Here is an 11,939-nt window from a genome sequence, read left to right on the forward strand (position 1 = left end):
TCAAAAGATCAAGGCTCGAATTACTCTGCAAAGCCGGACTCGACCAGCTTGATCAGGCCATCGACTGCAGCCTGCTCATCCGCGCCGTCCGCGATGATGCGGATGGTGGTACCGCCCACGATGCCCAGAGACAGAACGCCCAGCAGGCTCTTCGCGTTCACGCGGCGCTCCTCTTTCTCGACCCAGATGGAAGACTTGAACTCGTTAGCCTTCTGGATAAAGAAGGTAGCCGGACGAGCATGCAGACCAACCTGATTTTCAACGGTAACTTCTTTGACGTACATAGTAAAACGCTCCTATCTTATCGTTTTCGGGATGCAATCATGTTTTGTGCCTGTTGCGTTGTACCTATTTTAGCGCAAGGCGAAACCGTTGTACAGCCCCTCGACACATTTTTGGCGGTTTTCCCAATGATACTGGGGGCTTTTTTCGCCATTTATACAAAGATACCAAAATTATTCCCCTGTCATTGGCGGGGTAATACAAAAGTTTTCAACATTTTTTCGACTGTCGGCGGACGTTTGCAGGCTTCGGCAGCTCTTTTCAGCCCTCGTACCGCATCTTGAGCAGGCGGCTCTCCACGGCCACATCCTCAAATTTTTCCGGATCGAACACCAGCTCGATGCCCTCGACGGCCCAGCCCATCCGGCGGTAGAGCGCCAGCGCACGGGTGTTGGTATCCAGTACGGTCAGGGTCGGATGCTCGTGCTCCGGCAGCTTTTTGCGGGCAAAGTCCAGCATCTTCATACCAATGCCCTTTCCGCGTGCCGCAGCGCTCACGAACAGGTGCTCGACCTGGCCGGTCTTGTGGTTCACACTGACCATGCCGTCCGCCACATCCTTCGTATAGTGCAGGTAGCAGACCCAGCCGTCCTGTTTCTCCTGTTTCAACTGCTCCAGGAACACTTCCGGCGTCAGCGTTTCCAGGTATTCCGCCGTCCAGCCGTCAGCACAGACGGTTTTCCGTCCCTCCGCAAAGAGCTGTGCAGCGGCCCGGAACTGCTCTTCGGTCTTCACCAGCCGGACATTCTCGCCCCGTTTCCACTTGGGCAGCTCGGTGATGGGGTGGGTCCTGCACCACGCCTCATAAAGCTCCGGGCGGCGCAGCCGGGTGCGGGTGCGGCTCTGCTCACCCCGCCATGCGTCGATCTTCTGGTGGTCGCCGCCCAGCAGCACCGGGGGCACCGCGCGGCCCTCCCAGACTTCCGGTCGGGTGTACTGCGGATATTCCAGCAGACCGTCCCAGTAGCTTTCCTCTTCGTAGCCCTTCTGTTCGGCCAGCACACCGGGCTTGAGCCGCAGCACACTGTCCGCCACCACAAGGCTTGCCAGCTCGCCGCCGGTCAGGATATAATCGCCGATGGAGATCTCCTCATCGGCAAAGGCGTCGATGACCCGCTCGTCGATGCCCTCGTAGTGGCCGCAGACCAGAGTCAGATTGTCGTATTCCGCCAGCCGCCGGGCATGTTCTTCGGTGTAGCGCTGACCGCCTGCCGTCAAGAATACAATATGCGGCTTGGGGCGTCCCTGTGACTCCACTTCTTGCTGAACGGCCCGCAGGCAGTCCGCAATGGGCTGGGCATACAGCACCATGCCGCAGCCGCCGCCGTAGGGGTAGTCGTCGGTCTGCTTTTGTTTGTTCAGGGTATAGTCCCGGATCTGGTGGCAGTGGGTCTCAATATAGCCCCGCTTTGCCGCACGGCCCAAAATGCTGGCATCCAGCACCTGCTGGCACATCTCCGGGAAGAGAGTCACGATGTCCACACGCATTCCCATGGCTCACTCCTCCTCCCGCTCGCTGTCGCAGTCGTCGTCCAGCAATCCAGGGATGGGCGTGACGAGGATGTACCCCTCCGGCGGGTTCCGCTCTTTCAAAAAGGCGTCCACACCGGGGAACAGATATTCTTTGCCGTTGGGGGCCTTGACGGTGTAGATGTCCTGCGCACCGGGGTGGTCCACGCTGGTCACAACGCCGTACACCTTGCCGGTGTCGGCATCCCGCACCTCGCAGCCGATGAGGTCGGCCACATACCACCGCCCGGCGGGCAGAGTGGCATCGCTGCGGTCAAAATAGAACACCTGCCCCCGCAGCGCACGGGCGGCATCCATGTCGTTGACGCCCTCCAGCTGGAGCAGCGCCATCTGCCCCTGCGGGCGGATGGACACGATCTTGTAGCACCTGCCGCCCTGGGCCGAAGCATACAGCCTGCCGACCTTTTTCAGGAACGCCACGCCGTCGCACCAAAGCTCCAGTTTCATTTCACCGCGCACACCGTGGGTGGTCACGACCTTTCCTGCTTCCAGATATTGCTGCATCGTTATCTCCTATCATTCTGCATCCTGCCCCTCTCCGTCATCGCTGCGCGATGCCACCTTGTCCCCTTCTGGCACTGTCGTGCCACCTCCCCCGGCCGGGGGAGTCTTTCTAAGGGCGAGGTCTTGGCAGTCTACGCGACGCAAACAATGCGCCAAAAGCTCCCCCTGCGGGGGAGCTGGACGCGAAGCGGCCTGAGAGGGTTCAAACAAAAAGGCCCTTTGCCTTGCAGCAAAGGGCCCGTAGGGTGCTCAGTCGATCTCAACAAGGACCTTTTCATCGACCCGCACAGCAGCCGCGCGCATCACCACACGAATGGCTTTTGCGATCCGGCCCTGCTTGCCGATGACACGGCCCATATCTCCCTCTGCCACGCTCAGGTGGTAGACGATGGTGCCGTCCTCGCGGGGCTCGTCCACCGTGACCTTGACGGCGTCCTTGTCCTCCACGAGACCGCGGGCAACTGCCAGCAACAGCTCCTGCATGAGTCAGCCCTCCTACTTACAGAATGTTGGACTTCTTCAGCAGCACGCGAACGGTATCGGTGGGCTGTGCGCCGTTTGCGATCCATGCCTTTGCCTTCTCGGCGTCAATCTTCACGATAGAGGGCTCCTGGTTGGGATCGTAAGTGCCGATCTCCTCGATGAAACGGCCGTCGCGGGGGAAGCGGCTGTCAGCAACAACAACACGATAGAAGGGAGCCTTCTTGGCGCCGACGCGGCGCAGACGAATCTTAACTGCCATGGTAAATATCCTCCAAAAATTGTTTGTGCCCCAGTGCGGGGTGTTCTAAAAATCTATCTGTACAACCCCAGCGGGGTGTATACCAACATTATTTCAGGCCGCGGAAAGCGTTCGGGTTGCCCATCATGCCGCCCAGGCGGCGGGCAAAGCCCTTGGGGCTCTTCTTGAACTGCTTCATCATCTTCTGCATCATCTCAAACTGCTTGAGCAGCTTATTGACGTCCTCGACCTTGGTGCCGCTGCCCGCTGCAATGCGGCGCTTGCGCTTGGGGTTGATGATGGAGGGCTTCTCGCGCTCTTCCTTCGTCATCGAGTAGATCATCGCCTCGATGCGGTCAAAGGCCTTCTCGTCGACCTGGCTGGCGTCGATGCCTGACATGCCGGGCATCATGCTGAGCATGGCCCCCGCGCCGCCCATCTTGCGGATCTGCGCAAACTGGGCCAACATATCGTTCATGTCGAACTTGTTCTCCATCATCCGCTTGGCCGTCTCTTCGGCGGCCTTTTCGTCGGCGGCATCCTGTGCGCGCTCGATGAGGCTGAGCACATCGCCCATGCCGAGGATGCGGCTGGCCATGCGGGAGGGATGGAAGACTTCGAGGTCATCCAGCTTTTCGCCGGTGCCCTGGAACTTGATGGGTTTGCCGGTGACGGACAGCACCGAAAGGGCTGCGCCGCCGCGGGTGTCGCCGTCGGTCTTGGTCAGGATGATGCCGTCGATGCCGACCGTCTCGTTGAAGGTCCTGGCGACGTTCACGGCGTCCTGACCGGCCATGGCGTCCACGACCAGCAGGGTCTCATCCACAGGCACGGCTTCCTTGATGTCCACCAGCTCCTGCATCAGGACCTCGTCGATCTGCAGGCGGCCGGCGGTATCCAGGATGAGGATGTCGTTGCCGTAGTCCTTCGCGTGGGCCAGCGCCTTTTTCGCGATGACCGGCGGCTTTTCGCCATCCAGCGTAAAGACCGGTGCCCCGGCCTGTTTTCCCACGACCTTCAGCTGGTCGATGGCGGCCGGGCGGTAGATATCGCAGGCCACCAGCATGGGGCGGCGGCCCTGCTTGATGAAGTATTTGGCCAGCTTGGCGGCGTGGGTCGTTTTACCATTGCCCTGCAGGCCGCAGAGCATGATGATGGTCTGGCCCTTGTTCTTGACGATCAGCTTCGGGGCTTCCTCGCCGCCCATCAGGGCGATCAGCTCCTCGTTGACGATCTTGACCACCTGCTGGGCGGGGGTCAGGCTCTCCATGACCTCCTGCCCCATCGCGCGTTCCGAGACCTTGGCGCAGAACTCCTTCGCCACCTTGTAGTTGACGTCGGCTTCCAGCAGGGCCATCCGGACTTCGCGCATCGCGGCCTTGATGTCGGCCTCGGTCAGTTTGCCGTGGCCGCGCAGTTTTTTGAACACACCGGCAAGGCGGTCGGTCAAAGATTCAAATGCCATGTGCGGTGCTCCTCTCAGAATGATCTGAGCATCAGCTCTCGTTGACCTCGTCCATGGACCGGATGATCCCCAGCATCTTGGTCAAAGTGGCTGCATACTCGGTGGTGGTGAGTTTCGCGTAGGGGCCGGTGCACTCGAACCGTGCATCCACAACGAGCTGTTCCAGCTCTTCCAGCTTTTCCTGCACCCTGCGGTAGCGGGCCGCGAAGCCGACTTTGGCTTCCAGCTCCTTCAGGGTGGTCTCGCCATGCTTGATGGCGTCCCGTGCGCCCTGGCGGGTGATGCCGAAATTTTCCCCGATCTCGCTCAGCGAAAGGTCGTCGTTGTAATACTGGTTCAGCATCTCGCGCTGCTTGGGCGTGAGGACTTCGCCGTAAAAATCGAGCAGATAGCCCATCTCAAAATCTTTTGCCATTGTGCGTTTCTGCCCTGACCTTCCATCGTTTGTAAAGTTTTTTTGCTTTACATACGGAGTATAGCAGACTGTTCGCCCCTTGTCAAGGCTTTTCTTCATCACTCTGCCAGATTTTTCGCGGATTTTCTCCATTTTTGCCAAAGTGCGGCTTGACGCCCCGCCCGCTTTGCGTTAGGATTATTATAATGTATCCCACCGAAGGAGGAATTTCGTGGCCATTTATCCGAATTTTTACCAGACCCTGCTGCCCTGCCCCATCGTGGAGCTGCGGGGCTACCTTTCTGCCTGCGGGCTGAAGGGGCGGCTGTATGCCTACCTGGACTTTGACGGCCCCACCGGCACGTCCCGCGATGCGCTGGCCGAAGGGATGCTGGCCCTTGCGGCAGAGCAGCACGCGCTGGCCCCCGGCCAGCCCATCATCGAGGCTTCCACCGGTGCCTTTGCGGCGGCACTGACCCTGGCCAGCCGCACCGCCGGGCACCCCATCGTGATCGCCATGCCGGAGGATGCCCCGGCCCTGCGGCAGGAGTATCTGCTCCGCCTCGGTGCCCAGATCTTGCACTCCCCGGCCCGGAACGGTCTGGCCGGTGCGCGGGCGCTGGCCGAGAGCAAGGCTGCGGAGAACGGCTGGTACTATATGAACTGGCTCGCCAACGACAACAACCCCGAATACCACCGCCGCGTCACCGGCCCCGCCATCGCCAAAGCCATCGCGCGGGAGGGCAGGAGCCTTGTGGACAGCGTCGTGGTCAGCGTGGGCAGCGCAGGCACCATCACCGGCGTGGGCGAAACGCTCAAAGCCTGGACGAACGACGTCCGGATGGTGGCGGTCGAGCCGTTTGAGAGCCAGGCCCTCAGCGGCGGGTTCACGGGCGGCCACGGCATCCCGGAAATGGGCTTCGGCTTCATCCCCAAAAATTACAATGCCTACGTGGTGGACAACGTCGCCGCCGTCACCCGCTCCGACGCCGCCCGCGCCGCACAGAAGGTCCTCATCACCGACGCCATCCCTGCTTCGCTCAGCGCCGGTGCCGCCCTCCACGCCGCCGCGCAGCTGCTGGCCAAGGGCACCAGCCGTTCGGCCCTCGTCATCCTCAGCGGACGGCAGAACCTGAATTTTTGATTCCAACAGAAAAGAGCATCTACCATGACAAAAGATATGACCACCGGCAGCATCACACCGCTTCTGGTAAACTTCACCATTCCCCTCGTGCTGGGCAATCTGTTTCAGCTCACCTACAACGCGGTGGACAGCATCATCGTGGGCAAGTTCGTCGGCGAAGACGCTCTGGCCGCTGTCGGCACTTCCAACCCGCTGATGACGCTGGCCATCCTCTTCATCAACGGCATGTGCCTGGGTGCAGGCATCCTCGTCAGCACCGCGTTCGGTGCAGGCGACAACAAGCTCGTGGAGCGCCAGGTCTCCACCACCGCCATCGCGGGCACCGTGTTCTCTCTGGCCTTCTCGCTGGTCTGCATCCTGCTGGCGAATCCCCTGCTGCGGCTGCTCCAGGTCCCGGAAGAGATCCTTCCCATCGCGGTGAACTACCTGCGCATCGTCTTTGCAGGCCTCATCTTCACCTTCTTCTACAACTTCCTCGCCGCCACCATGCGCGCTTTGGGCGACAGCAAAAGCGCCCTCTACTTTCTGATGGTCAGTTCGGTGCTGAACATCGCGGGCGACCTGTTCTTTGTTGAGGTTCTGGACTGGGGCTCGGAAGGCTGTGCGCTTTCCACCGTCCTCAGCGAAGCCGCCTGCTGTGCGCTCTGCCTCATCTACATCCGCTGGAAGATCCCCGTCCTGCAGCTTGGCCGCCGCTGGCTCATTTTTGACAGCTCCCTGCTGAAAAAGACCGTCAGCTATGGCTGGGCCAGCGCCATGCAGCAGGCCACGGTCCAGCTGGGCAAGATCGCGGTGCAGGCCATCGTCAACACGATGGGCGTCAACGCCATGGCCGCGTTCACTGCGTCCAGCCGCATCGACGACTTCGCCTATATTCCTCAGCAGAACATCGGCCACGCCGCCACCACCCTGATGGCCCAGAACCGCGGTGCCGGGAAAAAGGACCGCGTCCGCAAGGGCTTCTTCTGCGGCCTGAAGATCGAAGCCGTCTACGCCGTCTGCATCACGATTCTCTGCTACGTCTGCGCCGAACCCATCATCCGCCTCTTCGCAGACCAGCCCGAAGTCGTGGAGCTTGGTGTCCGCTTTCTGCGGCTCGTCTCCCTGTTCTACCTGATGCCTGCCCTCACCAACGGTGTGCAGGGCGGCTTCCGCGGCCTGGGCGACCTGAAGATCACCCTCAACAGCAGTATGCTCAACATGGCAGGCCGTGTGGCCGCTGCCGCTGTTTTCGTCCTCATCCTCCACATGGACATCGAGGCACTGCCCTACAGCTACGCCGTCGGCTGGGTCCTCATGCTCCTCTACGAAGTGCCCGCCCTCGTGCGCTGCCTGAAGAACGGGACGTTGTAAAACCAGACCCTTTTCCGGACGCTAAAAAGGGAGGCCTCCTTCGCAGGAAGCCTCCCTTTTGGTTTGCGTTTGATCAGCCGCGCTTTGCCAGCAGAGCCTCGATCTTCTTGATGGGATCGATGATGCTGGAAACGGACATGTCGTGGTTCAGCGCCACCACGAAGTAGGCAGCATACTTGGAAACATCGACATCGACGTACCAGTTGCGGGTCAGCAGCTCCGGCAGACGGTAGGTCAGGTTGGTGCCCACCACATAGTCCAGCGTGCCGTCCGCCACGGCCTGGTCGAATTTTGCCAGACCGCTGGTGAACAGCGGGAAGGTAGCGTTGGCGATGATGCGGCCAGCACCGCGCTTCTTCAGGTTGCCGGCAACTTCCAGCATGCTCTCGCCGGAAGCGATGATGTCGTCCGCGATGAAGACGGTCTTGCCCTCCACGGAATCGCCCAGATACTCGTGGGCCACGATGGGGTTGCGGCCGTTCACGACGCGGGTATAGTCACGGCGCTTGTAGAACATGCCCAGGTTGCAGCCCAGCACACTGGAGAAGTACATGTTGCGGCTCATTGCGCCTTCGTCGGGGCTGACCACGATGAACTGCTCCTTGTCGAAGCTGATCTCCGGGTTCTTCTTCAGCAGGCTCTTGAGGACCTGATAGGTCGGCATCGCGTTGTCGAAGCTGAGCAGGGGCACGGCATTCTGGACGCGGGGGTCGTGTGCGTCAAAGGTGATGATGTTCTTCACGCCCATGGTCTGCAGCTCCTGCAGGGCCACAGCACAGTCCAGGCTCTCGCGGACGACGCGGCGATGCTGGCGGCCGCCGTACAGGCTGGGCATGATGACCGACACGCGGTGTGCCTTGCCGGCCACGGCCTGGATGAGGCGCTTCAGGTTTGCGAAATGGTCGTCGGGAGAGAGGTGGTTCTCGTAGCCGAACAGGTTGTAGGTCACGCTGTAGTTGCCCGGATCGACAACGATGAAGATATCGTCGCCGCGGACGGACTCCTTGACCAGGCCCTTTGCGTCGCCGCTCTGGAAGCGGGGGCACTCGCAGGGGATGATGAAGCTATCCTTCTCCACACCGGCAGACTTTGCCCACTCGACAAGGTGTCTGTCGATGAGGTCGGTCAGCTCCTCTGCACCGGGGCAGGCCAGCAGACGCAGATCTGCAACGCTGGGCTCCTGAAAAAATGCCATCGGGTTAACTTCGTTAGACATTGTTACAACTCCTTCATGTTCCTTAAACCAAGCCGACAACAGGACTGCTGAAGTCCATATCTGTTTCTATTCTATCACAAAATCTCCGTTTCGACACCCAAAAATTCCCCCATGAGCGGATTTTCTGCGCCTTGCACATCTGTTATTCCAAAATCCGTAGGACTCTGTGAGTTTTTTACAAAAACCACAGTTTTTTCATACAAACCTGCCTTCTTCGACACAAAAAACAGTCCGGGGCCTCTCCCAGCGGAAAGGTCCCGGACCGTTTTTTCAGTTTCTTATGCCGATCACAGCGCTGCCACAGCAGCCTTCAGTGCTTCCACGCGGTCGGTGTTCTCCCACTTCACGCCCAGATCCTCGCGGCCCATGTGGCCGTAAGCGGCCAGCTTGCGGTAGATGGGCTTGCGCAGGTCGAGGTCGCGGATGATGGCGGCGGGGGTCAGGTCAAAGACCTTCTCCACAGCCTGCTCGATCTTGTCGTCGGCGACCTTGCCGGTGCCGAAGGTATCCACCATGATGGAGACCGGCTTTGCCACGCCGATGGCATACGCCACCTGCACCTCGCACTTGCTGGCCAGACCGGCAGCCACGATGTTCTTGGCCACCCAGCGGGTCGCATACGCAGCGCTGCGGTCCACCTTGCTGGGGTCCTTGCCGGAGAACGCGCCGCCGCCGTGGCGGGAATAACCGCCGTAGGTATCGACGATGATCTTACGGCCGGTCAGGCCGGAGTCGCCCTGCGGGCCGCCCACGACGAAGCGGCCGGTCGGGTTGATGTAGTATTTGGTGTTCTCGTCCAGCAGCTCGGCGGGGATGGTGGCCTTGATGACCTTTTCCATCACGTCGGCGCGCAGCTGCTCCATGCTGACGGAGTCGCTGTGCTGGCTGGAGATGACCACGGCGTCCACACGGAACGGCTTGCCGTCCTCATCGTACTCCACAGTGACCTGGCTCTTGCCGTCCGGGCGCAGATAGTCCAGCTCGCCGTTCTTGCGCACCTCGGTCAGGCGCTTGGCCAGCTTGTGGGCCAGTGAGATGGGCATGGGCATCAGCTCCGGGGTCTCATCGCAGGCATAACCGAACATCATGCCCTGGTCGCCTGCACCGCCGACCTGATCGTTGGTGCCAAGGGCGATGTCGGGGCTCTGGCCGTCGATGTTGGAGATGACAGCGCAGGTGTCGGCGTCAAAGCCGTACTTTGCGCGGGTGTAGCCGATCTCAGAGACGACCTCGCGGACGATCTTCTGGAAATCGACGTAGCAGTTGGTGGTGATCTCGCCCATGATGTGCACCAGGCCGGTGGAAGCACAGGTCTCGCAGGCCACGCGGGCGTCGGGGTCGTTGGTCAGGATCTCGTCCAGGATCGCATCGGAGATCTGGTCGCAGATCTTGTCGGGATGTCCTTCGGTAACGGACTCAGAAGTAAACAGATGTCTTGCCATAAAAGTTGTCCTCCATAAAATGTGGTGATCCATTCACAGCTTCCTACACGGCATCAAGATTTTTTGCGCAAACAAAAACGCTCAGAACCGAAGCTCTGAGCGTTGCACTCTTATCTTTCGGTTTCCCGCAGGATTTGGCACCTTATGCTCTCGCACAGGTTGTCGGGCTTCACAGGGCCTGTCCCCTCAGCCGCTCTTGATAAGTCGGTATTCAGTTGTTTTCTGCGTAATATCTTATCATCTCTTCGTCGAAATGTCAAGAACAGTCTGACTCTTTTTATACAACATTCCAAAATTGATCAAGAAGACCGGTTTGACCAACAAAAGCACAGCGTTCGCTGTGCTTTTGCTGAAAAAAAATCAGTAACCCTTTGCCTGTTCGCCGTTCAGCAGCTTGACCGCGCGGGAAGTGCCCAGACGGTCCGCGCCCAGCGCGAGGAACTTTTCCATATCGTCCACGGTGGAGATGCCGCCGGCAGCCTTGACCTTGCAGCGGCCATGCACACCCTTGACCATCAGCTCCACGTCGTGGAAGGTCGCGCCTGCGGTGGAGAAACCGGTGCTGGTCTTGATATAATCTGCCCCCGCCTCACAGACGATGTCGCACATCTTCTCTTTTTCCTCGTCGGTCAGCAGGCAGGTCTCGATGATGACCTTGAGCACCTTGTCGCCCACGGCCTGCTTGACGGCGCGAATGTCCTCGCGGACGGCGTCGTACTCCTTGTTCTTTAGGCGGCCGATGTTGATGACCATGTCCACCTCAGACGCGCCGTTCTCGATGGCCTTCTTTGCCTCAAACGCCTTGGACTCGGTGTCCATGGCCCCCAGAGGGAAGCCGACGACGCAGCACACCGGGATGCGGCCCGCCAGATACTCCACGGCCTGTTTCACATAGCAGGTGTTGATGCAGATGGAAGCCGTGTGATTTTCAACGGCCTCGTCGCAGATAACCTTAATCTGCGGCCAAGTGGCCTCCGGCTTGAGCAGAGTGTGATCCACATGGGAGAGAATTTCTTCACGAGTCATGTTTGTTTCTCCTTTTTACTTGCTGGCACGGCGCACCTTTGCCATGCCGACAGCACTCAGGGCAATTGCAGTTGCAGAGACCGTTGCACCAATGATGCCCAGCACCAAGCCGGAAACCAGAAATGCAAAACCTTTCAGACCACGCTTCATAAAACCGTACCTCCTAAATGTTTTGATTGGTAGAACCTTACTTTTTCTTAAAAATGATCAACTTGCTGAACACATAGTTCAGCACGATCACCAGTACATTGGAAAAGATCTTCACGGCAAGGCCCCACAGTGCCTGCGCATTGTAGCGGCTGGTAACGAAGATCGCCGTGGGGCCGTCTGCACCGCCGATGACGGCAATAGCGGCAGAGCCATCCGTGACCCCCGCCGGTGTGCCTGCATAGGAGGCTGCCATCTGGATGGCCGTATCCGGGCCAAGCCAGTGGGCCACCACGCTCAGCACCCCCTGCATCAGCTCGTCCATCAGCGCTGCACCCTGCGCAGCCAGCAGATTGCCCAGCACCAGCATAATTGCAGTGTCCAGCAACATTGTACCCAGACGACAGGTGACGAATGCACCAAATTCCCTCGCCATGGCCTTGCCCTGCGTTTTGCTGCGGAACACAAAGGCGCGGTTGGTGCAGTAGGCAAACAGGATGCAGATGATGTTATCCAGCACATTGCCCCAGCTGTTGGCAGCTGTGTAGCCGAACAGCTTGTTGAACAGCGCATACAGCACGATGTTCAGCAGGGTGGTCAGCACACCAAAGATGAGATAGGAAAGCACTTCCCAGTGCTTTTTGATCCAGTGTATCATAAAACTCACATTTCCTCAACCGCAGGGCCTGCCTGCAAGGGGATAAAAAACAGCCCC

14 protein-coding genes and 1 riboswitch are annotated in these 11,939 nt (G+C 59.5%); of the genes, 2 read left to right on the forward strand and 12 right to left on the reverse strand.

All coding sequences use genetic code 11. From position 1 onward, the window contains the following. Positions 1-20: 20 nt before the first annotated feature. From DWY95_RS11320 to DWY95_RS11350, 7 genes are all read right to left on the reverse strand, one after another. The gene (locus DWY95_RS11320; RefSeq protein ID WP_005920365.1) at positions 21-284 is read right to left on the reverse strand and encodes an HPr family phosphocarrier protein; all 264 of its coding nucleotides are present in this window, start codon (positions 282-284) and stop codon (positions 21-23) included. 259 nt (positions 285-543) lie between these two features. Next, complete coding sequence (gene trmD / locus DWY95_RS11325) at positions 544-1,776, reverse strand: tRNA (guanosine(37)-N1)-methyltransferase TrmD (RefSeq protein ID WP_118553574.1); 1,233 nt, start codon at positions 1,774-1,776, stop codon at positions 544-546. Positions 1,777-1,779: 3 nt separating this feature from the next. Further along, a complete protein-coding gene (rimM, locus tag DWY95_RS11330; RefSeq protein WP_118553575.1) occupies positions 1,780-2,316 on the reverse strand; it encodes a ribosome maturation factor RimM in 537 nt (178 codons plus the stop codon). Between the two features lie 249 nt (positions 2,317-2,565). Then, positions 2,566-2,799 (reverse strand): KH domain-containing protein, encoded by a 234-nt coding sequence (locus DWY95_RS11335; protein WP_005920371.1) that lies wholly within the window; start codon positions 2,797-2,799, stop codon positions 2,566-2,568. Between the two features lie 16 nt (positions 2,800-2,815). Continuing rightward, positions 2,816-3,058 carry a 30S ribosomal protein S16 gene (rpsP, locus tag DWY95_RS11340; protein ID WP_097791917.1) on the reverse strand — a complete coding sequence of 81 codons (243 nt, stop codon included), beginning with the start codon at positions 3,056-3,058 and terminating at the stop codon, positions 2,816-2,818. 88 nt (positions 3,059-3,146) lie between these two features. Further along, a complete protein-coding gene (ffh, locus tag DWY95_RS11345; RefSeq protein WP_097791918.1) occupies positions 3,147-4,502 on the reverse strand; it encodes a signal recognition particle protein in 1,356 nt (451 codons plus the stop codon). 31 nt (positions 4,503-4,533) lie between these two features. After that, positions 4,534-4,917, reverse strand: a complete 384-nt coding sequence (locus DWY95_RS11350; RefSeq protein WP_097791919.1) for a sigma factor-like helix-turn-helix DNA-binding protein — start codon at positions 4,915-4,917, stop codon at positions 4,534-4,536. A gap of 211 nt (positions 4,918-5,128) precedes the next feature. On the opposite strand from DWY95_RS11350, the gene DWY95_RS11355 reads away from it, so the two are divergent. Both DWY95_RS11355 and DWY95_RS11360 read left to right on the forward strand, forming a co-directional pair. Next, positions 5,129-6,040 carry a pyridoxal-phosphate dependent enzyme gene (locus DWY95_RS11355; protein WP_118553576.1) on the forward strand — a complete coding sequence of 304 codons (912 nt, stop codon included), beginning with the start codon at positions 5,129-5,131 and terminating at the stop codon, positions 6,038-6,040. 24 nt (positions 6,041-6,064) lie between these two features. After that, on the forward strand, positions 6,065-7,393 hold the full coding sequence (locus DWY95_RS11360) for an MATE family efflux transporter (protein ID WP_118553577.1): 1,329 nt from the start codon (positions 6,065-6,067) through the stop codon (positions 7,391-7,393). Positions 7,394-7,466: 73 nt separating this feature from the next. Here DWY95_RS11360 and DWY95_RS11365 read toward each other — a convergent pair whose 3' ends face one another. The 5 genes from DWY95_RS11365 to DWY95_RS11380 form a co-directional block, all read right to left on the reverse strand. Then, positions 7,467-8,609 (reverse strand): ribose-phosphate pyrophosphokinase, encoded by a 1,143-nt coding sequence (locus DWY95_RS11365; RefSeq protein WP_118553578.1) that lies wholly within the window; start codon positions 8,607-8,609, stop codon positions 7,467-7,469. Between the two features lie 287 nt (positions 8,610-8,896). After that, positions 8,897-10,051: a methionine adenosyltransferase gene (gene metK, locus DWY95_RS11370; RefSeq protein ID WP_118553579.1), complete on the reverse strand. Its 1,155-nt coding sequence runs from the start codon at positions 10,049-10,051 to the stop codon at positions 8,897-8,899. 107 nt (positions 10,052-10,158) lie between these two features. Then, positions 10,159-10,257, reverse strand: a riboswitch (SAM riboswitch). A gap of 154 nt (positions 10,258-10,411) precedes the next feature. Then, complete coding sequence (gene deoC, locus DWY95_RS11375) at positions 10,412-11,077, reverse strand: deoxyribose-phosphate aldolase (protein WP_118553580.1); 666 nt, start codon at positions 11,075-11,077, stop codon at positions 10,412-10,414. Positions 11,078-11,092: 15 nt separating this feature from the next. Further along, positions 11,093-11,227, reverse strand: coding sequence for a hypothetical protein (locus tag DWY95_RS17555; RefSeq protein ID WP_005944717.1), 135 nt, complete (start codon positions 11,225-11,227; stop codon positions 11,093-11,095). A 37-nt stretch (positions 11,228-11,264) separates the two neighbouring features. Beyond that, on the reverse strand, positions 11,265-11,882 hold the full coding sequence (locus DWY95_RS11380) for a GtrA family protein (protein WP_118553581.1): 618 nt from the start codon (positions 11,880-11,882) through the stop codon (positions 11,265-11,267). Positions 11,883-11,939: the final 57 nt, after the last annotated feature.

The organism is Faecalibacterium sp. AF28-13AC (genome assembly GCF_003478405.1).
In the GTDB taxonomy this organism is placed as follows: domain Bacteria; phylum Bacillota; class Clostridia; order Oscillospirales; family Ruminococcaceae; genus Faecalibacterium; species Faecalibacterium prausnitzii_E.

What these genes read in the sequence shown, in the direction of transcription:
- ffh (WP_097791918.1), bottom strand. Translation starts at nt 4,502, where the DNA reads ATGGCATTTGAATCTTTGACCGACCGCCTTGCCGGTGTGTTCAAAAAA.
- rimM (WP_118553575.1), bottom strand. Translation starts at nt 2,316, where the DNA reads ATGCAGCAATATCTGGAAGCAGGAAAGGTCGTGACCACCCACGGTGTG.
- DWY95_RS17555 (WP_005944717.1), bottom strand. Translation starts at nt 11,227, where the DNA reads ATGAAGCGTGGTCTGAAAGGTTTTGCATTTCTGGTTTCCGGCTTGGTG.
- DWY95_RS11360 (WP_118553577.1), top strand. Translation starts at nt 6,065, where the DNA reads ATGACAAAAGATATGACCACCGGCAGCATCACACCGCTTCTGGTAAAC.
- DWY95_RS11350 (WP_097791919.1), bottom strand. Translation starts at nt 4,917, where the DNA reads ATGGCAAAAGATTTTGAGATGGGCTATCTGCTCGATTTTTACGGCGAA.
- metK (WP_118553579.1), bottom strand. Translation starts at nt 10,051, where the DNA reads ATGGCAAGACATCTGTTTACTTCTGAGTCCGTTACCGAAGGACATCCC.
- deoC (WP_118553580.1), bottom strand. Translation starts at nt 11,077, where the DNA reads ATGACTCGTGAAGAAATTCTCTCCCATGTGGATCACACTCTGCTCAAG.
- DWY95_RS11320 (WP_005920365.1), bottom strand. Translation starts at nt 284, where the DNA reads ATGTACGTCAAAGAAGTTACCGTTGAAAATCAGGTTGGTCTGCATGCT.
- DWY95_RS11380 (WP_118553581.1), bottom strand. Translation starts at nt 11,882, where the DNA reads ATGATACACTGGATCAAAAAGCACTGGGAAGTGCTTTCCTATCTCATC.
- rpsP (WP_097791917.1), bottom strand. Translation starts at nt 3,058, where the DNA reads ATGGCAGTTAAGATTCGTCTGCGCCGCGTCGGCGCCAAGAAGGCTCCC.
- DWY95_RS11365 (WP_118553578.1), bottom strand. Translation starts at nt 8,609, where the DNA reads ATGTCTAACGAAGTTAACCCGATGGCATTTTTTCAGGAGCCCAGCGTT.
- trmD (WP_118553574.1), bottom strand. Translation starts at nt 1,776, where the DNA reads ATGGGAATGCGTGTGGACATCGTGACTCTCTTCCCGGAGATGTGCCAG.
- DWY95_RS11335 (WP_005920371.1), bottom strand. Translation starts at nt 2,799, where the DNA reads ATGCAGGAGCTGTTGCTGGCAGTTGCCCGCGGTCTCGTGGAGGACAAG.